The organism is Arthrobacter sp. UYP4 (genome assembly GCF_057291175.1).
The window spans coordinates 13,857-37,715 of the sequence record NZ_JBXAVU010000008.1 but is presented as its reverse complement, the minus strand read 5'-3'; the positions used below and the strand labels follow the sequence as shown (position 1 = coordinate 37,715).

Annotated in this window: 20 protein-coding genes; 14 read left to right on the top strand and 6 right to left on the bottom strand. The window is 65.3% G+C overall.

Annotation, left to right across the window (positions count from 1 at the left end; translation table 11 throughout):
* Positions 1-10: 10 nt before the first annotated feature.
* A complete protein-coding gene (locus AC0Z9V_RS17405; RefSeq protein ID WP_485142282.1) occupies positions 11-610 on the bottom strand; it encodes an SGNH/GDSL hydrolase family protein in 600 nt (199 codons plus the stop codon).
* A 125-nt stretch (positions 611-735) separates the two neighbouring features.
* Here AC0Z9V_RS17405 and AC0Z9V_RS17400 point away from each other — a divergent pair, with 125 nt between their 5' ends.
* Positions 736-2,820, top strand: coding sequence for an alpha-galactosidase (locus AC0Z9V_RS17400; protein ID WP_485142281.1), 2,085 nt, complete (start codon positions 736-738; stop codon positions 2,818-2,820).
* Positions 2,821-3,059: 239 nt separating this feature from the next.
* On the opposite strand, the gene AC0Z9V_RS17395 is transcribed toward AC0Z9V_RS17400, so the two are convergent.
* The gene (locus tag AC0Z9V_RS17395; RefSeq protein WP_485142280.1) at positions 3,060-5,081 is read right to left on the bottom strand and encodes a glycosyl hydrolase; all 2,022 of its coding nucleotides are present in this window, start codon (positions 5,079-5,081) and stop codon (positions 3,060-3,062) included.
* Positions 5,082-5,312: 231 nt separating this feature from the next.
* On the opposite strand from AC0Z9V_RS17395, the gene AC0Z9V_RS17390 reads away from it, so the two are divergent.
* The 7 genes from AC0Z9V_RS17390 (at position 5,313) to AC0Z9V_RS17360 (ending at position 14,388) form a co-directional block, all read left to right on the top strand.
* On the top strand, positions 5,313-7,016 hold the full coding sequence (locus tag AC0Z9V_RS17390) for an ABC transporter substrate-binding protein (protein WP_485142279.1): 1,704 nt from the start codon (positions 5,313-5,315) through the stop codon (positions 7,014-7,016).
* A 98-nt stretch (positions 7,017-7,114) separates the two neighbouring features.
* A complete protein-coding gene (locus tag AC0Z9V_RS17385; RefSeq protein WP_485142278.1) occupies positions 7,115-8,104 on the top strand; it encodes an ABC transporter permease in 990 nt (329 codons plus the stop codon).
* Between the two features lie 8 nt (positions 8,105-8,112).
* Positions 8,113-9,072, top strand: coding sequence for an ABC transporter permease (locus AC0Z9V_RS17380; RefSeq protein WP_485142277.1), 960 nt, complete (start codon positions 8,113-8,115; stop codon positions 9,070-9,072).
* Positions 9,069-10,043, top strand: coding sequence for an ABC transporter ATP-binding protein (locus tag AC0Z9V_RS17375; RefSeq protein ID WP_485142276.1), 975 nt, complete (start codon positions 9,069-9,071; stop codon positions 10,041-10,043). The genes AC0Z9V_RS17380 and AC0Z9V_RS17375 overlap by 4 nt, the downstream gene beginning before the upstream one ends.
* A complete protein-coding gene (locus tag AC0Z9V_RS17370) occupies positions 10,040-10,831 on the top strand; it encodes an ABC transporter ATP-binding protein (RefSeq protein ID WP_479821415.1) in 792 nt (263 codons plus the stop codon). Before AC0Z9V_RS17375 ends, AC0Z9V_RS17370 begins: the two co-directional genes overlap by 4 nt.
* Positions 10,832-10,879: 48 nt before the next feature.
* Complete coding sequence (locus AC0Z9V_RS17365) at positions 10,880-13,474, top strand: glycoside hydrolase family 2 protein (RefSeq protein WP_485142275.1); 2,595 nt, start codon at positions 10,880-10,882, stop codon at positions 13,472-13,474.
* The gene (locus tag AC0Z9V_RS17360) at positions 13,471-14,388 is read left to right on the top strand and encodes an ROK family protein (protein ID WP_479821413.1); all 918 of its coding nucleotides are present in this window, start codon (positions 13,471-13,473) and stop codon (positions 14,386-14,388) included. The genes AC0Z9V_RS17365 and AC0Z9V_RS17360 overlap by 4 nt, the downstream gene beginning before the upstream one ends.
* An 88-nt stretch (positions 14,389-14,476) precedes the next feature.
* Here AC0Z9V_RS17360 and AC0Z9V_RS17355 read toward each other — a convergent pair whose 3' ends face one another.
* Positions 14,477-15,544: a LacI family DNA-binding transcriptional regulator gene (locus AC0Z9V_RS17355; protein ID WP_479821412.1), complete on the bottom strand. Its 1,068-nt coding sequence runs from the start codon at positions 15,542-15,544 to the stop codon at positions 14,477-14,479.
* Positions 15,545-15,655: 111 nt separating this feature from the next.
* On the opposite strand from AC0Z9V_RS17355, the gene AC0Z9V_RS17350 reads away from it, so the two are divergent.
* The 6 genes from AC0Z9V_RS17350 (at position 15,656) to AC0Z9V_RS17325 (ending at position 22,093) form a co-directional block, all read left to right on the top strand.
* A complete protein-coding gene (locus AC0Z9V_RS17350; protein ID WP_479821411.1) occupies positions 15,656-16,390 on the top strand; it encodes a sugar phosphate isomerase/epimerase family protein in 735 nt (244 codons plus the stop codon).
* Positions 16,387-17,529, top strand: coding sequence for a Gfo/Idh/MocA family protein (locus tag AC0Z9V_RS17345; RefSeq protein ID WP_485142274.1), 1,143 nt, complete (start codon positions 16,387-16,389; stop codon positions 17,527-17,529). Before AC0Z9V_RS17350 ends, AC0Z9V_RS17345 begins: the two co-directional genes overlap by 4 nt.
* Before the next feature lie 150 nt (positions 17,530-17,679).
* Positions 17,680-18,726, top strand: a complete 1,047-nt coding sequence (mgrA, locus tag AC0Z9V_RS17340) for an L-glyceraldehyde 3-phosphate reductase (protein WP_485142273.1) — start codon at positions 17,680-17,682, stop codon at positions 18,724-18,726.
* 6 nt (positions 18,727-18,732) lie between these two features.
* Positions 18,733-19,671, top strand: coding sequence for a TolB family protein (locus AC0Z9V_RS17335; protein ID WP_485142272.1), 939 nt, complete (start codon positions 18,733-18,735; stop codon positions 19,669-19,671).
* 166 nt (positions 19,672-19,837) lie between these two features.
* Positions 19,838-21,004 carry a Gfo/Idh/MocA family protein gene (locus tag AC0Z9V_RS17330; RefSeq protein WP_485142271.1) on the top strand — a complete coding sequence of 389 codons (1,167 nt, stop codon included), beginning with the start codon at positions 19,838-19,840 and terminating at the stop codon, positions 21,002-21,004.
* 90 nt (positions 21,005-21,094) lie between these two features.
* A complete protein-coding gene (locus AC0Z9V_RS17325; RefSeq protein ID WP_485142270.1) occupies positions 21,095-22,093 on the top strand; it encodes a sugar phosphate isomerase/epimerase family protein in 999 nt (332 codons plus the stop codon).
* 233 nt (positions 22,094-22,326) lie between these two features.
* On the opposite strand, the gene AC0Z9V_RS17320 is transcribed toward AC0Z9V_RS17325, so the two are convergent.
* The 3 genes from AC0Z9V_RS17320 to AC0Z9V_RS17310 form a co-directional block, all read right to left on the bottom strand.
* Complete coding sequence (locus tag AC0Z9V_RS17320) at positions 22,327-22,632, bottom strand: type II toxin-antitoxin system RelE family toxin (protein WP_479821405.1); 306 nt, start codon at positions 22,630-22,632, stop codon at positions 22,327-22,329.
* The gene (locus tag AC0Z9V_RS17315) at positions 22,629-22,904 is read right to left on the bottom strand and encodes a type II toxin-antitoxin system Phd/YefM family antitoxin (RefSeq protein WP_479821404.1); all 276 of its coding nucleotides are present in this window, start codon (positions 22,902-22,904) and stop codon (positions 22,629-22,631) included. Before AC0Z9V_RS17315 ends, AC0Z9V_RS17320 begins: the two co-directional genes overlap by 4 nt.
* A gap of 149 nt (positions 22,905-23,053) precedes the next feature.
* The gene (locus AC0Z9V_RS17310) at positions 23,054-23,764 is read right to left on the bottom strand and encodes a GntR family transcriptional regulator (protein WP_479821403.1); all 711 of its coding nucleotides are present in this window, start codon (positions 23,762-23,764) and stop codon (positions 23,054-23,056) included.
* Positions 23,765-23,859 lie beyond the last annotated feature (95 nt).

Here is a 23,859-nt window from a genome sequence, read left to right as displayed (position 1 = left end):
TGTGTGGATGTCATGGCCCGGTCACGGCCCGCAGCCAGGCCGCGGCGATTTCTTGATGGCCGCGTGCCGTGGGATGCACTCCGTCTTCGGCCAGTGATGCAGCTCCCATTGATTCTGCGAGGTGGTTGAGGATGCCGTCCACCGGAACCAGCACAGCGCCGAACTCCTCCGCGAGGAGGTGAACAGCGTCGATTCGGGGTCCGAGATCCCGTCGCCATTCCTCCTGTTCATCGCTTACCGCAACGACGAAGGGTTCCAGCAGGATTAGCCGCGTGACCGGGGGAAGCATGGCAAGTAGCTTGTGATAGCGGCAGCTGAACGCGGAGATGTCGGAGGGCTCGTTGCTGTCGAAGTGGCGCCATGTGTCATTAATGCCGATCATTACCGACACCACATCAGGGTCAAGGGCAAGTACGTCCTTTTCCCAGCGCTGTTCCAGGTCCTGCAGCCGGTCCCCACCAGTGCCCGCATTCATTACGTGACACTTCGCGAGCTGGTTGAAGGCGGCAAGGCGACGTACGTAGCCATGGCCGAGTTTCTGGTGGTCATCCCGCCAGCCACAGTCGGTGACGCTGTCACCGGCGAAAACGACACGTCCCTGCAATTCCATCTACCCTCGCGATAATCGGCAACTATATTTAGTCTTCTAACTTAGTTCATCCGGATGCCCCAAGGATAGTAAGGACCCCAATGCCGCTACCTGAGTCAACACCACTGCACCTTACTGCAGGTGGAGTGAGCGTCGTCGTGCATTGTCCGGCATCGGGCCTGCCGGAGGTACGGTACTGGGGCTCCGAACTCGGCAACCTCTCCCCGGAGGAACTAGCGGCGGTGGCTGATCTCAGTTCGCCTCTGCTTGAGAACACGACGGACCTTCCTGTGCGTCTGGGCGTTCTCCCCGAGCACGGCGCGGGCTGGATGGGTACGCCGGGGTTGACCGGGCACCGGGCCGGGAAGGACTGGTCCCCGCTTTTCACCAAGGTGGTGCACACTCTTAAGAAGCGGTGTCTCGAGGTCGTTGCCGAGGATCCGATCACCCGCCTTGCTCTCCGGTTCACTTTGGAACTCCTGGAATCCGGGCTCGTGCGGACGCGGGTGGTACTCACCAATCTCGCGCCGGAGGAGTACGAGCTCCAGAAACTGGTTATGGCCCTGCCCGTTCCGGCCGAGGCCAGCGAGATTCTAGACCTGGCGGGCCGCTGGGCCAAGGAACGCGTGCCGCAGCGGCATTCACTGACAGTAGGGACGTATCTCCGTGAGGTGCGTCGCGGCAGGACGGGTGCGGATTCACCGACAGTGCTCACGGCAGGGGCCCCTGGTTTCGGTTTCCGGTCCGGGGATGTGTGGGGTGTCCACGTGGGATGGAGTGGCAACCATCAGTCCTTCGTCGAGCGGATGACCAGCGGGAGGACGGTCCTGGGCGGCGGTGAAGTCCTGTTGCCCGGAGAAGTGGTCCTGGGAGAGGGCGAGGTGTATACGAGCCCGTGGCTCTATGCAGCATATGGCTCCGGCCTCGATGATCAGGCCGCGCGTTTCCACCGGTGGTTGCGCGACCGCCCCAGTCATCCGGCCACACACCGTCCTGTGACGCTCAACGTCTGGGAGGCCGTGTACTTCGACCACCGCCTCGAGCCGCTACTCGAGCTTGCGGAGCGTGCCGCGCAGGTCGGTGTCGAGCGTTACGTGCTGGACGATGGCTGGTTCCGGGGGCGCCGCGATGACTCCGCGGGCCTCGGTGACTGGTTCGTCGACCCCACGGTCTGGCCCGAGGGTCTTCATCCGCTCGTAGACCGCGTTCGCTCACTCGGCATGCAGTTCGGTCTCTGGTTCGAGCCGGAAATGGTGAACCCCGATTCCGATGTTGCCCGGGCCCATCCGGATTGGATTTTGCAGGTGAACGGCCGATTACCCTTGGAAGCGCGGCGCCAGCAGGTCCTCGACCTCACGGTGCCGGAAGCGTACACCTACGTCCTAGACCGGATATCAGCACTTATCACCGAGTACGGGATCGAATACCTCAAGTGGGACCACAACAGGGACCTCATCGACGCGGGCTCGGCCGCAACGGGAGCTGCCCGTGTACACGAGCAGACGCGTGCGGTGTATGCGCTCCTCGACCTATTGCGCCTGCGGCACCCGGGCATCGAGATCGAGTCCTGTTCTTCCGGGGGAGCACGCGTGGATCTCGGGATCCTCGAGCGTACCGACAGGGTGTGGCCAAGTGACTGCATCGATCCACTGGAACGTCAGCAGATCCTGCGCTGGACGGCCCAACTCATACCGGGCGAACTCACCGGCACCCACGTAGGCAGCGCCACCTCGCACACCACGGGCAGAACATCATCCCTGGATTTTCGGGCCATCACTGCCATGTTCGGTCACTTCGGCATCGAGTGGAACATCAACGAGCTCGACGGCGGCGAACTGGCGGCCCTGGCCGAATGGGTGTCCGTCCACAAGCGCTTCCGCGCCCTGCTGCACTCCGGCACGATGGTTCGCGGCGACTCTGCTCTCGACGAGTTAGCCCTCACCGGGGTGGTCAGCACGGACGGCTCGGAGGCCCTTTTCTCGCTCGCGCTCCTGGCCCGCCCGTCGACCTGGCCTCCGGGGCCCGTGAAAATCCCAGGACTCAACCCGGAGATTCGTTACAGGATCGAGCAGATCGGCGGCCCACTCCCGTCAGATTCCCCCCACGCGGCGCCCGCCTGGCAAAGCGGCAACCTGACAGCGCCCGGCACTGTCCTGGGATCGGTGGGCGTGCAGGTGCCCCTGCTGCAGCCCGAGCAGGCTGTGCTCCTGCACGTTGTATCGGCACCCTGAGCGGCGCCAGGGCACGATTCAGGACGGCATATTCCGCTTGTATGCTCTCGCTAGGACCGGAGGTTCCATGGGAACCGGTTGCTGGCACGGGTGTCAGGAGGTCGTAGGCAGATTCGGCATTTCATGGCGTCGGGGAACGGGGTTCACGGCTTCCTAATACCTGTCGTGAGCAATGCTGAAAATGGCGACACCAACGACGACGGCGGTGGCCGTCGTCGTTGGTGTTAGTTGGTCCAGGCCTACTTCGCGATGATGTCGTCGACGTAGATGGTTCCCGTCGTGACGCCCGCGTTGCCCTGGCCCAGGTACAGGCTGAACTGCGTGACGTTGGCGAGCTTCGCCGCGTCGAGCACGGCGCCCGCGTGGGCGGTGTCCCAGGATGCCGGCTTGAACTCCGAGAAGGGCGCCGAGACCTGAATCGGTGCGGTGCCGGTCAGGGGCACGTTGTACTCGAAGTAGATGCCGTCGGCCACGACCTGCAGCGTCGCACCCGTTCCCGTTCCATCCGGGCGCAGCCAGGCGCCCAGTGACGTGAAGCCGGACCAGTCCTGGTCCACTGTCCGCCCGATGCCGGTGTAGTTCTGCGACGCGAAGTCGTAGCTGTAGGACAGGCCGTAGCTACCGGAGGCCTTGTTCTCGACGGAGTGGGCGATCGAATTCACGCCTGCACTCGTGTACACCTCGTCGAGGGTCACGTCGTCGCCCGAGTAGCCCTCGAAGGTGTCTACGACGCCCGGTACGACGACCGGAGCGGGACCGAGGAGCAGGAGTGCCTCGTCTGCATAGGTCGCCTTCGAGCCCTTACCGTTGCCCTCCGTGACGGTGACCTTCACCGTAGCGGTCCGCGATTCGGTGTTGCCGTTGGGGATCGTGTAGATACCGGTGAAATAACCCTGGGCATCGAGCGTGAGTGGCTGGGCCGGTCCCCCGTCGACCGAGTACGTGGCGGTCGGCTTCCGGACCCCCGTCGAGCTGACTCGGATGGTGGTCGTCGCGCCGGTGACGCGCTGGCGATCAGTCGGCGTGACGATGTGCACGTTGGGTGCCTGGATCACCGGCTTGGTGCGCCGGTCGAAAACGTTCTTCAGGTCGGCCGCGAAGTAGCTGGCGGGATCTGCGTAGAACGCGCGGAAGTCTGGCATGAGTTCGTGCTCGGGCATAGTGCCGAAGGCCGGGTAAGGCACAAAGTACTGCTCAAGCCCGAAGTTTGCCCAGGTCTGGGCGTATGCGATGCGCGCGGAGTCAGGGTCGCTGCGCAGGGCGTTCAGGATGCTCGTGTACCACTCAAGATCTTGGTTCTGCCCGTTGGGCTTCAGCGCCCCGCTCATGCCGAACTCGGTCAACGCCGATATCTTGCCCTTTTCGTCCGCCATACGGGAGATCATCGCGGTGTCCGAGACCAGGGAATCGAGCCACTGCTGGCTGCCATTGGTGCCGTCGTAGAGGTCGTACCCGAGCACATCCACGAAGTCGTCGCCCGGGTAGGTCTTGAGGTAGGTCTCAGGAGTGCCGCCGAATGTGCCGTTGGGGGAGTAGGCGTACAGGAAGTTGTGGACGTCCTTGGTGTCCCGCAGGTATTCGACCGTGTAACGGAAAATCTCCCGGTACTCAGCGCTTGTGGTATGGCCTGCACCCCACCAGAACCAGCCACCGTTGTTCTCGTGCCAGGGCCGGAAAATGATCGGAATCTGCTTGCCGTTCTCGTCCACCGCCTCCTTGGCCACGTCAGCGAAGGCATCAAGGTATTCGAGGAACGCAGCATTGTCCGCCCCGCCGGGAAGGATCTGCCGGACCGCGTTGCCGCCGGTGTCGTTGTAGCGGCCACCCGTCGCGAAGTTCGGGAAGTGCGCGCTGATCGTGTTGATGCCACCAAGGGAATCAGCCTTCTGAATGCCGTCCACCAGCACATCGACGTTCGCGTCCAACGAGGCACCAGCGATGCCCGGGCGCTCGTCGCCCGTGAGGACCAGTGAATCCCAGCCGAAGATAGCCGGAAAATCGCCCACGCCATTCTTCACGTCCGACGCCAGCCCAGCAGGTGCCGAATCGGTGACGGCGTAGTCAGTGGTGTGCTGGTGCCCGAACAGGATCCCCTGTCCGCGCACCGACTGGAGGTAGGCGAAGAGCGAACGCGTTTCATTCGTCGCGTCGCCATCGACAAGATCAACAGCGACAGGTGGCCCGCCCCTTTCTCCGTCAGGTGATGCGGGCCCTGCCGCGGCAGGGCCCGCAGAGACGAGTGCGGCAGCTAGTACGCTCACAAGCGCAGAAGCAGTCAGAGCTTTTCGCAATGTAGAGGGGGAGGGGGTGTCACGAGGGAGCAAGGCGATTCTCCTTTGAAGGGCACTCCGGACGGGTCCATCCTGAGACGCAAGTCACAGACTTACTTGACTTCGATAATAAAGTGCCCTAAGAAAGTAGTCAACGGTTCGTCCATGGATGGGAGAACCAGCTGGCGGCGCCGTAGCCGCCCACTGATGAAAGGTACAAAGATGTCCTCAACACTCTCGGGCCCCAAGCGTCTGGGCCTGGCTGCTGCCGCGATGCTCAGCGTCGCAACCCTCGCCCTCAGTGGCTGCGCCAACGGTGGCGGGGGCGCATCGAATGAAGGCGGCGGCGCAGAGAATAGCTCCGTCACCGTCTTCAACGGGGCTACTGGAACCATCTCTGAAAACTTCAACCCGTTCTCCTCGACGGCCCTGCAGCCCACCCTGGGCGTCATCTTCGAACCCCTGTTCTGGTACAACGCGGCCTCGGACGAGCCTCCCACGCCGTTGCTTGCCGAGTCCTTCGAATGGAACGAGGACGGCACGCAGCTAACGATCAAGACCCGTGAGGGCGTCAAGTGGTCCGACGGCGAGCCGTTCACCGCAAAGGATGTCGCCTTCACCTTCAACCTCGTCAATGAGACACCCGAACTGAACACCACGGGACTTTCGGCAACCGCCGAGGCCACGGACGACACGACCGCGGTGCTGACCTTCCAAGAGCCTTCCTTCATGCAGGAGCCGAGCGTGCTCGGCAACCGCGGCATCGTCCCCGAGCACATCTGGAAGGACGTCGCGGATCCCATCACGGAGACCAACTCGAACCCCGTTGGAACTGGCCCCTTCAAGGTCAAGGACTTCACTGCGCAGAGCTATCTCCTCGAGAAAAACGACGTCTACTGGGAGGAAGGGAAGCCGGCGATCGACGAGGTCCGCTACATCTCCCTGGAAAGTGCCGATGCCGCCACCGGCGCGCTCCTGGCCGGCGAGGTCGACTGGATGAGCTCGTTCCTGCCTGGTCTCGAGCAGATTCTCTCCGACAACGAGAACCTCTCCTACGTCAACACGCCCGCGCTGACGGCCTCGATCTTCACCTGCTCCAACGAGGAGCTGGGCTGCGAGGGGCCGCAGACCGATCCCGCGGTGCGCCAGGCCATTTACCAGGGCATCGACCGTGAGCAGCTCAATGCCCTCGCCGGCGGCGGATTCGCTAAGACCGCGTCGCCGACCCTGGTGTTGCCGGAGCGCGACGCGGACTGGATCGCTGACCCCGAGAACACCGAGACACCCGCCAACGCGAACGTCGAGGAGGCCAAGAAGATCCTCGAGGACGCCGGCTGGGTCGAGGGCAGCGACGGAATCCGTGAGAAGGACGGCGAGCGGCTCTCCCTCGGCATCCAGACGGTAACGGGCTACAGCGACTTCATCTCGCTGAACGACGCCATGTCCCAGCAACTCCGCGAGGTCGGCATCGATCTCAAGCCGACGCAGATCACCTACAACGAGTGGATCAACAACCTCAACATCGGTAAGTACCAGCTGACGCTCGAGTCCATCGGGCTCCAGCCGTCGAACAACCCGTACTACGCCTATGAGAAGTGGTACAACTCCGCCAACACGACGCCGGTCGGCGAATCCGCGCTGAACAACAACACCGCGCGCTACAGCAACCCCAAGGTGGACGAGGCCCTCGCCACGGCGCGATCCACCAATGACGAGGCGGTGCAGAAGGAGCAGTACGGCATCATCCAGGACGAGATTGTCCGGGACATGCCCTACATCCCGATCTACGTGAACTCGCTTCTGACCGAGTTCAACACGGAGCGTGCCACGGGCTGGCCCACCAACGAGGACCCGTACGCCCTTGCCGCGACGTGGAAGGCCTGGGACAACGGCATCGTGTTGAAGAACATCACACCTGCCGAGTAATCAGTCCACCCCCGTGTCATAGGCGGAACGGAGCATCCTCGTGAAGCTCCGTTCCGCTCGTGGCCTGGCCTCGACCCTGCCGCGGAAAGTCGATTCCCATGAGATACATCCTTCAAAAGCTCGGGTTCTACCTGATTGCGTTCTGGGCCGCGCTGACGGTCAACTTCTTCCTGCCGCGGCTCCTTCCGGGAAACCCCGTGGACATCATGCTGGCGAAGCTCGCCCAGCGTGGGCCGGTGACGCCGGAAGCGCGGGAGGCGGTGGAACTGCTCCTCGGTACCAATACGGACGCTCCGCTGATCGTGCAGTACTGGCAGTACCTCGGGAAGCTCTTCACTCTGGACCTCGGAACCTCCGTCGCTTTCTTCCCCGCATCCGTGACCGACATCATCGGGCAGACCCTGCCATGGACCATCGGTCTCATCGGCATCGCGACGATCATCTCCTTTGTCCTCGGGGTAGTGCTCGGAATGCTCGCTGGATGGAAGCGGGGATCGTGGCTGGACAACCTCATCCCGGTCACCACCATGCTGCAGTCGGTGCCCTATTTCTGGCTCGCGTTGATCCTCCTGTTCGTCCTGGGCGGCATGTGGGACCTTTTCCCGCTGAACGGCGGCTACAACGTCTACGAGGTGAGCCCGGGCTGGAACTGGGCCTTCGTCAGCAGCGTCATCTACTACGGCACCCTGCCTGCCCTGACGATCGTCATCTCCTCGGTGGGTGGCTGGATGCTGGGGATGCGCAACATGATGGTGTCCACGCTGTCCGATGACTACATCCTGACGGCGGAGGCCAAGGGACTTCGGCCCAGCCGGATCATGACCACCTACGCCGCGCGCAACGCTGTCCTGCCGTCGGTCGCGGGCTTCGCCATCTCGCTCGGGTTCGTGGTGGCCGGTTCGATCGTCACAGAGGCAGTTTTCTCCTACCCCGGTATCGGCTCAGCGCTCCTCAACGCGGTGGGTAGTAACGACTACTCCCTCATGCAGGGCCTCTTCCTCGTGATCACCCTGTCCGTTCTTGGCGCGAACCTCATCGTCGACCTCCTCTACTCGTTCATCGATCCCCGCACCCGGGCCCGAAGCTAGGACTCGCCATGACCACCACCACCCAGGACCCGGGGATCGCCGCGACCAGTGCCCGCTCCACGCGGCCCAAACGCGCGTTCCCGCCCCTGACACCGAAGCTCGCCTTCGGACTCGGCATCGCCGGCAGCATCAGCCTCTTCGGGATCCTCGGTCCGTTCTTCGTGGGTGACCCGTCGACAGTGAACAACGTAGGCCTCGCCGGTCCCGCCGACGGATTCATCCTCGGCACCACGCAGACCGGCCAGGACGTCTTCGCGCAGCTCGCCTATGCCACCCGGGGATCCCTCACGGTCGGCCTGATCGTCGGCGTCCTGACCCTCTTCCTGTCCGCTTTCTTCGGGATCATCGGAGCGTACTTCGGAGGCTGGCTCGACGAGTCCTTCTCGCTTTTCAGCAATGTCATGCTGGTCATCCCCGGGCTGCCGCTGGTCATCATCATCTCCAGCTACGTCCCCGAGAAAAGCATCCTGCTCGTCGCCGTGGTTCTCGCGATCACCGGCTGGGCAGGCTCCGCCCGCGTGCTGCGCGGATTCACCCTCAGCGTGCGCAACCGCGACTACGTGGCCGCAGCCCGTGTGTCCGGTGAGAAGTCCTGGCGCATCCTGGGCGTCGAGATCCTCCCGAACCTCATCCCCCTGCTCGCCTCGCAGATGGTGTTCGCCATCATCTTCGCGATCCTCGGTGAGGCAGGGCTCTCCTTCCTCGGGCTCGGGGCGTCGGACTCCTTCACCTGGGGCACCATGCTCTACTTCGCCCAGAACGGGCTCGCCCTGCGGCTCGGAGCCTGGTGGTGGTTCGTACCGCCGGGACTGCTGATCGCCCTGTTCGGTGCGGCCCTTGCCCTCATCAATTTCTCCATCGACGAGATCATCAACCCCAAGCTGCGCTCCCAGACCCGTGCCACCCGGCGCTCCTGGAAGCTCTCCAAGTCCGAACTCCGCACCGCCACCAAGGAGGACGTCCTATGAGCAGCACCAACCAGGGAGCCCACTCCGTCAGCATCACAGACCTCGGTGCACGCGGCCCCGCAAACGAGGTCCGGCCGGGACGCGAGCACCGCAGAGAACGTGCCACCGAGGCACGCGAGCATCCTGTGCTGACCATCGACGACTTCAGCGTCGAGTACAAGGGCGACCGCGTAGTCAAGGCCGTGAAGAACGTGAGCCTCACACTCGGCCGCGGAGAGATTCTGGGCCTCGCGGGGGAGAGCGGCTGCGGCAAATCCACCCTCGCCTACGGCATCAACCGGCTCCTGAAGCCGCCAGCCGTCATCACCGGCGGCAGCGCCCATTTCCACTCGCGCGAAGGCTACGTGATTGACCTCAACGAGCTCAGCGGCGAGGAGCTTCGCGCTTTCCGCTGGGACAAGATCGCAATGGTCTTCCAGGGCGCCATGAATTCACTGAACCCGGTCATCACCATCCAGAGCCAGATCGAGGACATCTTCTCCACCCACCGGCCGGACATGTCAAAGAAGGAACGCCGCACGAAATGCGGGGACCTCCTCGAACGCGTGGGTGTGGACCGGAGCCGGCTTCGCTCCTACCCGCATGAACTCTCCGGCGGCATGCGCCAGCGCGTCATGATCGCCATGGCCATGGCGCTCGATCCGCAGGTCATGATCATGGACGAGCCCACCACAGCCCTCGACGTCGTGGTGCAGCGTGACATCCTGCGCGAGATCACCCGGTTGCGAGCGGACCTGGGCTTCGCGGTCATCTTCATCACCCACGACCTTCCGCTCCTGCTGGAGATCAGCGACCGCATCGCGGTGATGCGCGAGGGGGAGATTGTGGAACTCGGCGACGCGGTGGAGCTCTATACCAACCCGCAGCACGAGTACACCAAAAAACTCCTGGCATCCTTTCCGAGCCTTACCGGAGCGCGCGGTGACTTCATCCGAGGCGGATCGCGGAACCAGAACGGAGACCAGGCATGAGCGCGCTGGAAGTCAAGGACCTCGTCAAGGAGTACAGGCTGCGCAACGGACGGCACTCGAGCGTCCTGAAAGCGGTGAACAACGTCAGCTTCTCGATCGACAGCGGGCGCACGGTAGCCCTCGTGGGACAGAGCGGCAGCGGCAAGTCCACCCTAGCCAAGCTTCTCATGCAGCTCGAGAAGCCCACCTCGGGCAGCATCACGCTCGACGGCGAACCCGTGAGCAGGCGCGGCGCGGGCCTGCGGCAGTACCGCAGTGACGTGCAGATGGTGTTCCAGGACCCCTTCGCGTCGTTGAACCCGTACCACACCATCGCCCACCACATCGGGCGTCCACTCATCCTCCACGGCAAGGCGAAGGGCCGCGACGACGTCCTGGACGGCGTTACGAAGCTGCTCGAACGCGTGAGGCTCGACCCGGACATGGCCCAGCGCAAACCGCACGAACTCTCGGGCGGCCAGCGCCAGCGTATTGCGATCGCCCGCGCCCTCGCACCCGAGCCGAAGATCCTCGTGGCGGATGAGCCCGTCTCAATGCTCGACGTCTCGATCCGCCTCGGCGTGCTCAACCTGCTTGCGGACCTGCAGCGCGAGGAGAACCTCGGCGTCTTCTACATCACCCACGACCTCGCGACCGCCCGCCACTTCTCGGACGACATCCTCGTAATGTTCAAGGGCGAAATCGTCGAGCGCGGCCCGGCCGACGACGTCATCCTCAACCCGCAGCACGAATACACGCAGCTCCTCGCGGAAGCCGCGCCCAACCCGGAGAAACGCATCAGCGCCTGACCGCCCCCGAACCACCGGCAGCCCCGTGCCGCCACAGACCCCTGGAGTATGTGCATGAACACCACGACCCCCGCCCCGCAGACCTTGGACCTGGGGGGGGCCTGGAATCTCGCCTGGACCGCGGGGCCGGACTCTTCGCCGTCATACGCGACATCCGGTCGGCCCATCTCGGCCACTGTTCCTGGTCAGGTCCACACTGACCTGTTGGCCGCCAGCCTGCTGGAGGACCCAGATGTCGGGTTGCGGGAAGCAGACCAGATGTGGATCGGCCACTCGCAGTGGACCTACTCCCGCCGCTTCGATTGGAACGGGGACCTCACCGGTGACCGCATCGAACTCGTCGCGGACGGGCTGGACACCTTCGCCACCGTCCGTCTGAACGGGCACGAGGTCGCCGTCACCTCGGACCAGCACATCGCATACCGCTGGAACGTGGCCAGTCTGCTCACCTGCGGTGAGAACCTCCTCGAGATCACGTTCGGATCCGCATGGGACGCGGCCCACGAGTGCGAGGCGCAGGTCGGCGAGCTGCCCCGCCCCTACGACGAGCCGTACCCCTTCGTGCGCAAGAGCGCGTGCAACTTCGGGTGGGACTGGGGACCGCACTACGTCACCGCCGGCATCTGGCAGCCTCTCCGCCTCGAGGCCTGGTCCGGCGCCCGCATCGAGTCGATCCGCCCGGACGTCGTCCTCGATGGTGCCACCGCGCGCATCAGCGTGGCCGTCGGGCTCGAACGGTCCGGGCCGGCGAGGAACCTGTCCGTTCAGGCGGTCCTCACCGCGCCCGACGGCAGCGAAGCTGCCCGATCGGAGGTCCCGGCCGGTTCCGACGACGCCGTCCTCGCCCTCGAGGTGGCGGATGCGGACCTGTGGTGGCCCGTGGGCCTCGGAGCTCAGCCGCTGTACGGACTGTCCGTCGAGATCCGGGACGACGGCGGGACGCTGTCCTCGGGCGAACGGCGCATCGGCCTGCGCACCGTGCTGGTCGAGGAGCAGCCCGACGCCGTCGGCACGACGTGGGCACTGGTGGTCAACGGCCGCAGGGTCCGCGTGCGTGGTTACAACTGGATTCCCGATGATCCCTTCATCGCGGAGGTCACCGAGGAACGGCTCGGACAGCGCCTGGACCAGGCCGTCGGCGGCGGGGCCAACCTGCTGCGGGTGTGGGGTGGAGGGTACTTCTCCACGGAGGAGTTCATGGCCGGCTGCGATGAGCGCGGCCTCATGGTCTGGCACGACTTCCTGTTCGCGTGTGCGGCATACGACGAGTCCGACGCGATGATCGAGGCAGTGACCACCGAGGCCGAACAGGCCGTGGCACGCCTGTCCTCGCACCCGAGCCTGGTGATCTGGTGCGGCGGCAACGAATGCGTCTGGGGCATGTACGACTGGGGCTGGCCCGAGATCCTCCAGGGGCGCCCGTACGGTGCCGCCTTCTACACCGAGGTCCTCCCCGGTGTCATCAACCGCCTCGACCCCTCACGGCCCTACGTACCCAACAGCCCATGGTCCGGGTCCCTCGACAAGCACCCGAATGACCGCGCCTCGGGACCCGTGCACATCTGGGAGGTCTGGAACAACGTCGACTACGTCCACTACCGCGACGTCGACCCACCCTTCGTCTCCGAGATGGGCTGGTGCGCGCCCCCGGCCTGGTCGACGCTTCAACGCGTCGTCACCGAGGGCGACCTGATGCCCGACAACCCACAGGTGGCCCACCACATGCGGGCCGCGGACGGCATGGAGAAGCTCGCAAGGGGACTGGCGCCCTACTTCGGCGAACCCGAGACGGCCGAGGACTGGCACTACCTCACGCAGATGGTGCAGGCGCGTTCGCAGGCCGCCGGGGCCGAGTGGCTGCGCACGCGGGAGCGGTGCGCCGGGGTGGTCATCTGGCAACTCAACGACTGCTGGCCCGTGCTCAGCTGGTCCGCCGTGGACGGCGACGGCATCGAAAAGCCCGTCTGGTACGCGCTCCGGCGATCCTTCGCGGAACGCCTGTTGGCGATCGTGCCCATCACCGCCGGTGGCACCGACGATCCGACCGGCTCCGACGGGCTCGAAGTGGTGATCGTCAACGACGGGCTGTCCGAGTGGACCGCCGACGTCGTCGTTCGCCGCCTCGCACTCGACGGGACAGAAACCGGGCGGGAAACCGTGCGCCTTGCGGCCGCGGCAGACGGAACGGCACGCGCAGTCCTTTCTGCTGCGCTCACCGCCGCAAGCGATCGGGAGTTCCTCGTCGCCGACGCCGGGAGCCTTCGCTCTACCTGGTTCTTCGCGCCCGATGCCGCCCTCAAGCCGGCCCAACCGCGTTTCATGGCCGACGCAACGATCGACGGCGGATCCGCGCGGGTCACCGTACGGGCCGAGACGGTGCTGCGGGACCTCTGCGTGTTCGCGGACCGCCTGGCGCAGCTCCTGGGCGTGGCAGCGTCGGAACTCGTCGTCGACGACATGATGCTCACGCTGCTTCCCGGAGAGACCACCACCTTCACCATCAGCAGGCGCGACGGCGGTGCGCTGAAGGTGCCGACGGATCTGGCGGCTGCGGAGCAGTTCCCGGTGATCCGCTGCATCGGTGACAGCACTGCCCTGGTACCCGCTAGCTCGGGACTGGCCGTAGGGGACACAGCCCGATGATCGCGGGCATCGAGACCGGTGGCACCAAGATCATCTGCGCCGTCGCCGACCCGCAGGACCCAGGGACGCTGGTCGACCAGGCTCGAATCGACACCACGATGCCGGTGCAGACCCTCGCGGCGATCCGTAAGTTCCTGGCGCCGTACGCAGTGGCGGGCCGCTTCGACGCCGTCGGCATCGCCTCCTTCGGGCCCGTGGAAGTCGATGCAGCGTCTCCCCGGTTCGGCTGGATCACCTCCACGCCCAAGCCGGGGTGGCGCGACACGGACGTGGTCAGCGGCCTCGGTCTGGCGCCCGGGACCCCTGTCCGCCTGGTCACGGACGTGACAGGCGCGGCGCTCGGCGAGCACCGGTTCGGTGCCGGCCGCGGCGTCGACGACTTGGCGTATGTGACAATCGGCACGGGGGTCGGGGCCGGCATCGTAGTCAATGGAGCCCCCTTCACGCTCCGAAGCCACCCCGAACTGGGACACCTGCTCGTCCGGAGGCACCCCGAGGACTCCTTTGCCGGGGTGTGCCCCTTCCACGGAGATTGCCTCGAAGGCCTCGTTTCCGGGCCTTCGATCGCAGCCCGTTGGGGCAGGCCCGGCCCCGACCTTGGACTCCTACGCGAGGACGCTGTCGAACTGTCCTCGTACTACATCGCCCAGTTGCTCTCCACGGTCACGTACGCGGCCGCGCCGCAAAGAATCATCGTCGGCGGGGGAGTGCTGAAGACACAGGGCCTGCTCGAGGCCGTCCGCGAGCAACTCGCCCTGCTGGTGGGTGGCGCCCTCGCCGATCACCCTCTTCTTGACCCGGACAGCGGCTACGTCGTCCGGCCGGAACTGGGCGACGAGTCCGGCGTGCGTGGTGCGCTCTCCATCGCCGGGGATGCCCTGTCACTTGGAGCGGCACTTGCAACAGCGGGCTAAATCCGGCTTCACATCCGGCGCCCCGCCGACGCCGGAGATATATGATGAGGAGCCCGTGACTCCGCACTAGCCCGAGTCACCCTGGCAATCACGTGGTCATGCGGTTTTCCCACCTTCGCGAAAGTGCCATGTCCGCCGTGCTGGCCCGCACCATGAGCTCGCTGCGGGGCATCGAACTCGACTGCAGCGTACCCGAATCGAGCAGGGAGAGCAGGAGTTCCGCCGCAACCTTTCCCTGCATGACCGGGTTCCGGGACAGGGCGGTGACCGGCGGCGAGGCGAGCTGGCAGTGGAGCGAATCGTCCCAACTCGCGATCGCCACGTCCTCGGGGCACCGCAACCCGAGCTCGCGGAGCGCCATGAGTGCCCCCATGGACATGAGGTCGTTCCCGAGGATCACGGCGGTCACGGCGGGCACGGCGTCGTCCGGGGGTTCACAAAGCAGAGACAGGACGGCGTCATGCCCGGCCTCCAGCGCGTAGTTCCCCTCCCGCGGCACCACCTCCATGCCATGCGCTGCGGCGCACCGCGCCACGCCGGTGATGCGCTCCTCCTCGTGCAGGAAACGGTGCGGGCCCGAAACGTGGGCGATCCGCCGGTGTCCTTGGGCATGCAGATGGTCGACGATCGTGGCTGAGTCCACCGCGTGGTCCGTCGTCGTGCCCGAGAAGACGGCCGGCTCCTCCGATTCCGGCGCACCGTGCAGGACGAACGGGAGACCCAGCCGGTCGAGCAGGGCGGGGCGCGGGTCCTCGTGGAGGTGGTCGAACAAGAGGACGCCGTCGACCTTCCGCTCGCCCGCCCAGCGCTCGTAGGTGGCGCGTTCCTGCGCCGGGTCCGTACCGACCATGCGGAGCATCAGGGCCATGTCGCCCTCGGCGAGGGCGGTCTCGATGCCCGCCAGCAGCCCCATGTAGTAGGGCTCCGTGCCGATAAGGTCGGGACCCGCCGAGAGGACCATGCCCACGGCTCCGGAACGGGAGCGGGACAGGGCTCGGGCGGACGAACTCGGATACCACTCGAGCTCCTCCGCGAGGTCGAGCACGCGACGCCGGGTCAGCTCGCTGACACCCGGCTGGCCGTTGAGCGCGTAGGACACACTCGCCTTCGAGATGCCCAGCCTCTTCGCCAGACCGGCGATGGTTTCCTTGGCCATGGCTTCCACAATAGCGTCAGGTTTTCCTTGACCGGTCCCGTCTTTTCCCCTAGGTTCGAAGAGTACCTGAACCGGTTCAGTAGACCCGATTTCTCAGCGAGGAGAACCCCTGTGACATATTCGCTCCAGCTCTACACACTGCGGACAGCCATAGGGGAGGACCTGCCGGGCACCATCAAGCGCGTGGCAGAGCTCGGCTATACGGCCGTGGAGCCCTACAACTTCGTGGTCACCGCCGACCAGCTCGCCGAGGCCCTCTCGGCCAACGGGCTCAGCGCACCCTCCGGCCATGCGCCCCTGCTCCGCGCCGACCAGGACGAGATCTTCGAGGCCGCCCGCACGCTCGGCATCGGCACGGTGATCGATCCCCACGTCGAGCGTTCGCACTGGACCACCGAGGAGGACATCAGGGCCACTGCCGAGGCCCTGAACGCGGCGGCGAAGAAGGGTGCTGGGTACGGCATCACGGTCGGCTACCACAATCACGAGTTCGAGCTCGAGGAGCGTATCGACGGCACATCCGCGCTCGAGGTCCTCGCACGCCACCTCGATCCCGAGGTCGTCCTCGAAGTGGACACGTACTGGGCCGCGGTCGGGGGCGAGGACCCCGCCGAACTCCTGCGCCGCCTCGGGGAGCGCGTGCGTTTCGTCCACATAAAGGATGGCCCGCTGACCAAGAACGACAAGGAGCAGGTGGCGGTCGGCCACGGCTCCATGCGCGTGTGGGACGTGCTCGATGCCGTTCCCGGCCTCGAGGCCGCCGTCGTGGAACTCGACGATTTCGACGGCGACGTGTTCACCGCCGTCGCCGACAGTCTGACCTACCTCAACGAGGGGAAGAAATGAGCACGGACACCTCCGGCACCGCAGCAGCGGGCCACCGCACGGGACCCGTCGGCGTCGCCGTCATCGGCGCCGGGGTCATCAGCAAGGAATACCTGACCAACCTGACGGGCTTCCCGGACGTGACGGTGCACATCGTCGCCGACATGTTCGAGGAGGTCGCCGCGGCCCGCGCCGCCGAATTCGGGGTGCCCGCCTCCGGTGGTGTCCAGGATGCGCTGAACCACCCCGACGTCGAGATCGTCGTCAACCTGACCATCCCGGCCGCGCACGTCGAGGTGGCCACCGCCGCCGTCGCCGCCGGCAAGCACGTCTGGAGCGAGAAGCCCTTCTCACTGGACCGCGAGAGCGGCATCGGCCTCCTGAAGACCGCCGACGCAGCCGGGGTCCGCCTCGGCTGCGCTCCCGACACCTTCCTCGGGGCGGGTCTGCAGACCGCGCTGCGGCTCGTGGCGCGAGGAGACATCGGCGTACCCCTGACGGCGCTCACCCTCATGCAGTCGCCCGGCCCCGAGTCGTGGCACCCCAACCCCGCCTTCCTCTTCCAGGAGGGCGCCGGGCCGCTGTTCGACATCGGCCCGTATTACCTGACCACCCTGGTCCAGACCTTCGGCGCCATCACGAAGGTCGCGGGCTTCGGCTCGAAGTCCCGCGCCACCCGGACCATAGGCTCCGGCCCCAAGGCCGGTGAGGTATTCGACGTCACCGTCCCGTCCCACGTCAGCGCCATCGCCCAGTTCGCCAACGGCGAGTCCTCTCAGAGCATCTTCAGCTTCGACTCACCGCTCAAGCGTGCGGGGTTCGTCGAGGTCACCGGCACCGAGGGGACACTTGCTTTCCCCGATCCGAACAACTTCACCGGTGACCTGATGCTCACACGTCGCGGGGCCGACGAGCCCGAGGTCATCCCGGCCGTCGGTGCGACGTCGACGCGCGGCAGCGGTGTCCTCGAAATGGCACGAGCGCTCCGCAAGGGGCGCCCACACCGCGCCCAGGGCGAGACGGCATACCACGTGCTCGACGCGATGGTCTCGATCTCGGAGAGCGTCGCCACCGGTGAATTCGTCTCGCTCTCGAGCACGGCTACCGCCGCCGAACCGCTGCCGGAGGACTGGGACCCGTACGCCTCCACCCTCTCCTGATCCCGGGGAGGCGCCGCGGATGCACCGTGGCGCCTCCGCTCTAGGACCGACGGCGTCCGCCCTGTGGTCCTCGGCCCGTCAGGGATACCTTCCTCCCCACCGGGAGCGGCAGTCATTCCGCTTCCCGCCACACCACGAACGGATTGTCCGATGACGTACCTGCCCGCCGACGACCGCTACGAAACGATGCCGTACCGCCGCGTGGGACGGAGCGGGCTGCACCTACCCGCCGTCTCGCTGGGCCTGTGGCATAACTTCGGGGATGACAAGTCCTTCGATGTGCAGCGGGACATCCTGCGGCGTGCGTTCGATCTGGGGGTGACGCATTTCGATCTGGCCAATAATTACGGTCCGCCGGCCGGTAGCGCGGAGACGAATTTCGGGCGGCATCTGCGGGATGACTTCCGGCCGTTCCGGGATGAACTGGTGATCTCCACGAAGGCCGGCTACGGGATGTGGCCCGGCCCATACGGCGAATGGGGGTCGCGGAAGTACCTGCTCTCCAGCCTGGATCAGTCGCTGGAGCGGATGGGCCTGGACTACGTGGACATCTTCTACAGCCACCGTCCGGACCCGGACACCCCGCTGGAGGAGACGATGGGTGCCCTCGACACGGCAGTTCGCTCCGGGCGCGCGCTCTATGCGGGCATCAGTTCCTACTCCCCGGAACGCACGCTGGAAGCCGCGGCCATCCTGCGGGACCTCGGGACCCCGCTGCTCATCCATCAGCCCTCCTACTCGATGCTCAACCGGTGGACGGAGAACGGGTCCCCAAACCTGTACGAGGCCCTCGAGCAGATCGGGGCGGGCTCGATCGCGTTCTCCCCGCTGGCCCAGGGGCTGCTCACGAGCAAATACCTGGACGGGGTGCCCAAGGACTCCCGGGCCGCGGCCGGGAAGTCGCTGGATCAGGAGCAGCTGAGCGCGGAGAACCTGAACCGCATCCGGGGCCTCAACGCGATCGCGGAGGGCCGTGGGCAGAGCCTGGCGCAGATGGCGATCGCGTGGGTGCTACGGGATCAGACCAAGGGCACCCCGGTGACGTCGGCGCTGATCGGGGCCTCCAGCGTGCGCCAGCTGGAGGACAGCCTGACCGCAGTGGCGAACCTGGACTTCACGCCCGGAGAACTGCACTCCATCGACGAGTTCGCCGTCGAATCCGACATCAACCTCTGGGCCGCCGCCCTCGAGGCATAGATCATAGTGGATCGGCAGGCCAGCACCAGGGACGATCAGCCGGGCAGGGCGGGAGACAGCCGATGGCGTCGGCTCCTACCCGGCCAGCGGGCCCGCCTGATGGTGTTCGACGTCGTCACCCGTTCGTCGACATGTGTCTTCGAGACCCACGACTTCGTCATCGAGGCCCCGAACTGGACCCCCGACGGCGCATGGCTCGTCTTCAACTGCGACGGCCTGATGTACCGCACCCCGCCACAGGAGGACGGGCAGCCGCGCGTCATCTTTACCGGTGCGGTGACGGACTCCAACAACGACCACGTGGTGTCGGCGGATGGCCGCTTCCTCTACCTCTCCTCCCAGGACGGGCACCTCTATGAGGTGCCGCTGGGCGGCGGCGAGGCGCGACGTGTGACCCAGCCAGACGACGGGCTCGAGGCCCGCTACCTGCACGGCATCTCACCCGACGGTGGCACCCTGGTGCATATAGGATGTCGCCGCAATGGGGCAGCCATGACCTATAATATCTACGCCGTCGACGTAAATGACGGCATCACTACCCAGCTGACCGACTCGGACCGTCCGCACGACGGCGTGGAGTACAGCCCGGACGGAACGTCGCTGTACTTCAACTCGGAGCGGGCCTCGGACCGGGCGGGGCACTCCCAGCTGTTCCGGATGCGGACCGACGGCACCGGGATGGAGCAGCTGACGACGGACGAGCGTGTGAACTGGTTCCCGCACCCGGCCCCGGACGGGTCCGCCCTCGTGTACCTCAGTTACCAGCAAGGGGTGGAGGGCCATCCGGCCAACGAGCCGGTCCTGCTGCGCATCGCGGATCCTGACGGGAACAACGCTTGGGACGCCGTCGATCTCCTTGGTGGACAAGGCACGCTCAACGTCAACAGTTGGGCGCCGGACAGCCGCCGCTTCGCGTACGTCGATTACCCAAGGACCGCCACGTGACAAGCTTTGCCACGAATACTGTCTGGCAGCTTAATTCTCCTGCTGCCAAAGGGCAAAGCTAGCCATTTCTGGCACGGTGAACGCTCTTCGCCAGTACCCGGGCAAGTGAATGAAGCGCCCACCCCTTCCGACCATCCCCACACCTGCCGCCGGACGAAGAGGAAACATGCATAACGACGTACCACCCCTGAAGATCGCGCTAATTGGACACGGCTTCATGGGGGCTGCCCATTCCCAGGGTTGGCGGGTTGCGCCACGCTTCTATGACCTTCCAGCCCGACCGGAGATGTCCCTTCTCGTGGGACGCAATGCGCAGGGGGTGGAAGCCGCAGCAAGGAAATGGGGGTGGAAGGAAACGGGCACGGATTGGCGGGCCGCCATTGCCCGTGACGATATCGACGTCATCGACATCGTCACTCCTGGTGGATCGCATGCTGAAATTGCCATAGCTGCGCTCGAAGCGGGTAAGCATGTCCTGTGCGAGAAGCCGCTCGCTAACACCCTCGAAGAGGCCGAGGCGATGGCCTCCGCCGCGGCGCGCGCGGGCAAGTGTGTGTTCGCGATGGTCGGGTTCACGTACCGTCGCGTTCCGGCGGCTGCGTTTGCCAGGGATCTTGTACGGTCCGGTGCAATCGGGGAAGTACGCCAGGTGCGCGCTGCCTACCTGCAGGATTGGCTGGTCGACGCCGAAGCTCCTTTGACGTGGCGTCTGGAGAAAGAGCACGCCGGTTCCGGCGCACTCGGTGACCTGGGTGCTCATGCCGTCGATCTGGCGCAGTTCATCACCGGGCAGAGAATCACCGGTGTCAGCGGCATTCTGAACACCTTCATTCACGAGCGGCCCCTGCCTGGCGACGTCCCGGGCACGGCAGGTGCTGCCGGAAGCGGCAGCGCCACCGTGGACGATCTTGCGCTTTTCAACGGCCGTTTCGACGGCGGCGCGATCGGTTCGTTCGAAGCCACCCGGATGTCCACGGGTCGTAAGAACGCGCTACGCATCGAAGTGGCCGGCTCCACCGGCGCCATCTCCTTCGACCTTGAGAACATGAACTCCCTCGGCTTCTACGATGCGACAGCGCCCGACACACGACAGGGATTCACCAACATCTTGGTCACCGAGCCCATGCACCCCTACGTCTCGGCGTGGTGGCCCGCCGGCCACTCGCTCGGCTACGAGCACGGCTTCGTGCATCAGGCGAAGGACTTCGTCGAAGCGATCGCCGAAGGCCGCCAGCCCGAACCGTCGTTCGCCGACGGCCTGCAGGTGCAAAAGGTACTCAACGGGGTGGAGCGCAGCGCGGACGCCGAGAGCGTCTGGACCAAAACCGTCTAGAACGGATCCGCGAACCGAGCCGAAGCCACTCCGCGGCGATAGCGACCGGTTGGCGGAGTATCTCGCCCCTTTCCTACAAGGAGACATTCCATGACCCGCAACTTCACCCTGTTCACCGGCCAGTGGGCCGATCTCCCCTTCGAGAAGGTCGCCGAACTCGCCGGCCAGTGGGGCTACGACGGCCTGGAGATCGCCGTCTCGGGCGACCACCTCGACGCGTGGCGGTGGGACGACGACGCGTACATCCAGGACCGCCTCGACATCCTCGAGCGCAACGGACTCAAGGTCTGGGCCATCTCCAACCACCTCAAGGGCCAGGCCGTCTGCGACGACCCGATCGACTTCCGCCACCAGGGGATCGTCGGCCCGAAGATCTGGGGCGACGGCGATCCCGAGGGCGTGCGCCAGCGCGCCGCCGAGGAGATGAAGCTGACCGCGCGCCTCGCGAAGAAGCTCGGTGTCGACACCGTCATCGGTTTCACTGGCTCCTCCATCTGGCAGTACGTCGCCATGTTCCCGCCGGTGCCCTCCACGGTGATCGATGCCGGCTACCAGGACTTCGCAGACCGCTGGAACCCGATCCTCGACGTCTTCGACGAATGCGGGGTCCGCTTCGCCCACGAGGTCCACCCCTCCGAGATCGCCTACGACTACTGGTCCACCCAGCGCACCCTCGAGGCCATCGGGCACCGCCCCGCGTTCGGCCTCAACTGGGACCCCAGCCACTTCATGTGGCAGCAGATCGACCCGGTGGCCTTCATCTCGGACTTCAAGGACCGGATCTACCACGTGGACTGCAAGGACACGAAGATGCGCATGGGCGGAGGTCGCAACGGCATCCTCTCCTCCCACCTCCCGTGGGGCGACCCGCGCCGCGGCTGGGACTTCGTCTCGACGGGCCGCGGCGACGTGCCCTGGGAGGACAGCTTCCGCGCCCTGACGGCCATCGGGTACACCGGACCCATCTCCGTGGAATGGGAGGACGCCGGCATGGACCGGCTGCAGGGAGCACCGGAGGCCCTGGCATTCCTGAAGCGCTTCGACTTCGCGCCGTCGGAGACCTCCTTCGACGCCGCCTTCAACCAGTAGCGGGATCTCCCTACCCGATGGCCTACTAGCTGCCGCCACGACGTGGCCCCGTACACTCTGCCTATCAAGTCTCCCGCTTCAGTACCTTCGTTGCGTCATAAGCTGTAGCGCATGATGGACCTCCGAGCCCCTCTCGGCTACTGACGCGATCGCCGATAATTTGTATTTTGTCAGGCTGTCGGTGCCAAGGCGCTGCCTGTGCTTCCGCAGGAACCGAGCCTCGAGCTCAGGAGTTAGCGGCTCTTGTAGACGCTGGATCGATGTTCGATGCGGTGGACGTACAGAACGTGCTTTTCGACATCGAGGGTGATCAGGACCCGGTAGTCGCCTCGGCGCGCGGTGCGCAAGCCCAGGAGTTCATTGGTGAGGGGCTTGCTGAGTCGGCGAGGATTATCGGCCAGTGGCCCGGTGACGAATTCGACGATCGCGGCGGCAACCTTCTCGGGTAGCTGACGGAATCCCTTCAGCGCGGGACTGGTGACCTCGACCTTCCATGGACCTCGATCCTCCGCCGGGTCGCCTGGTGGTGTCTCGCTCACTTCGGGGGCAGTCCGAACTCGTGGCGCAGGTCTTCGCCACTGACGGTTGAACCCTCGGCGATGTCACGCCTGGCCTGAGCCAGGTCCTCTCTGATACCAGGCTGGGACAGCCAATGGATGGTCTCCTGGAGTGACTCCAGATCATCGGCCGACATCAGAACCGCCGACGGATGTCCGTGCCGGGTGATCTGGATGATCTCGTGCGTCCTGTCTGCTTCATCGACCAGGGACGACAGCTTGTCTTTTGCTTCACTCAACGGGACGGTCTTCATGCCACAAGTCTAGCCAAAACTCGGGCTAACCTCTAGCCTCACTTTCAGCCGATAACCTGCGTTCTGTCGGGTTGGGACCACAGCGCTCCCATGAATGACTGCAAGCATCGGGGCATGATTTGCGTTTGCGGTATTAGGTGGGCTGAGAATTAGCCCTGCGATGGCTTCTGAAGGCCCCCGTTGGGCTGCGATTCTGTGAACGAGCGCTCTCCGTGTACTGCAAGCTCCGCAAGAACCGCTTGCGGATCACCGGCTTCGATGAGTTCGAGGAGAAATCGGTGCCTGCCGACGTGGTCCACAAGGTTCTCGTGGTAATGCTCACGCACGTAAAGGTTTCTGGCCATGCATAGCAGCAACTGCTGCTGCACGGATGCATAAGTCGCTTCCAGTCTGCGGTGACCGGCTAGGGCGACGATCGAGGCATGAAACGCGTAGCCCCGTGCGACCAGAGTCGCCCGATCCTCGCGGCGCGCGCAATCCTCCATCTGCTCGAGGGCATGTCGACACCGCTCAAGTCTGTGCGGGCTCTGAACCGGCACCCCGAGCTCCACTGCAAGCTTCTCGAGAGCGGACCGAAGCGTAAGGATCTCGAACACATCCTGGTCGGTCAGCGTGGCGACGATGGACCCCTGGCGTGGGCGCGTCTCGATGAGTCCTTCCTGCGAAAGGATGCGGAGGGCTTCCCGCAATGGGGGCCTGCTGATCCCTAATTCCTCTGTGAGTCGCTCCTCGATCAAACGATCGCCGGGGCCAAGCGCCCCGGAGAGGATCTGTCTGCGGATGGCCTCCGCGGCGAGGTCTACCAGGCTGGCCGACTTGATACGGCCTGGTGCTGATGGTGCGGAGGCGCTTGTGGACATGACCACTGTTGATCCTCCAGGAGGGTAGGGGAAGGCGTTCGAACCATTATGCCGCTACCTCTTGTCTTAAGTCGATTGAATGCTGTAGACAATAT

What these genes read in the sequence shown, in the direction of transcription:
- AC0Z9V_RS17405 (WP_485142282.1), bottom strand. Translation starts at nt 610, where the DNA reads ATGGAATTGCAGGGACGTGTCGTTTTCGCCGGTGACAGCGTCACCGAC.
- AC0Z9V_RS17390 (WP_485142279.1), top strand. Translation starts at nt 5,313, where the DNA reads ATGTCCTCAACACTCTCGGGCCCCAAGCGTCTGGGCCTGGCTGCTGCC.
- AC0Z9V_RS17385 (WP_485142278.1), top strand. Translation starts at nt 7,115, where the DNA reads ATGAGATACATCCTTCAAAAGCTCGGGTTCTACCTGATTGCGTTCTGG.
- AC0Z9V_RS17380 (WP_485142277.1), top strand. Translation starts at nt 8,113, where the DNA reads ATGACCACCACCACCCAGGACCCGGGGATCGCCGCGACCAGTGCCCGC.
- AC0Z9V_RS17375 (WP_485142276.1), top strand. Translation starts at nt 9,069, where the DNA reads ATGAGCAGCACCAACCAGGGAGCCCACTCCGTCAGCATCACAGACCTC.
- AC0Z9V_RS17370 (WP_479821415.1), top strand. Translation starts at nt 10,040, where the DNA reads ATGAGCGCGCTGGAAGTCAAGGACCTCGTCAAGGAGTACAGGCTGCGC.
- AC0Z9V_RS17365 (WP_485142275.1), top strand. Translation starts at nt 10,880, where the DNA reads ATGTGCATGAACACCACGACCCCCGCCCCGCAGACCTTGGACCTGGGG.
- AC0Z9V_RS17360 (WP_479821413.1), top strand. Translation starts at nt 13,471, where the DNA reads ATGATCGCGGGCATCGAGACCGGTGGCACCAAGATCATCTGCGCCGTC.
- AC0Z9V_RS17355 (WP_479821412.1), bottom strand. Translation starts at nt 15,544, where the DNA reads ATGGCCAAGGAAACCATCGCCGGTCTGGCGAAGAGGCTGGGCATCTCG.
- AC0Z9V_RS17345 (WP_485142274.1), top strand. Translation starts at nt 16,387, where the DNA reads ATGAGCACGGACACCTCCGGCACCGCAGCAGCGGGCCACCGCACGGGA.
- mgrA (WP_485142273.1), top strand. Translation starts at nt 17,680, where the DNA reads ATGACGTACCTGCCCGCCGACGACCGCTACGAAACGATGCCGTACCGC.
- AC0Z9V_RS17330 (WP_485142271.1), top strand. Translation starts at nt 19,838, where the DNA reads ATGCATAACGACGTACCACCCCTGAAGATCGCGCTAATTGGACACGGC.
- AC0Z9V_RS17325 (WP_485142270.1), top strand. Translation starts at nt 21,095, where the DNA reads ATGACCCGCAACTTCACCCTGTTCACCGGCCAGTGGGCCGATCTCCCC.
- AC0Z9V_RS17315 (WP_479821404.1), bottom strand. Translation starts at nt 22,904, where the DNA reads ATGAAGACCGTCCCGTTGAGTGAAGCAAAAGACAAGCTGTCGTCCCTG.
- AC0Z9V_RS17310 (WP_479821403.1), bottom strand. Translation starts at nt 23,764, where the DNA reads ATGTCCACAAGCGCCTCCGCACCATCAGCACCAGGCCGTATCAAGTCG.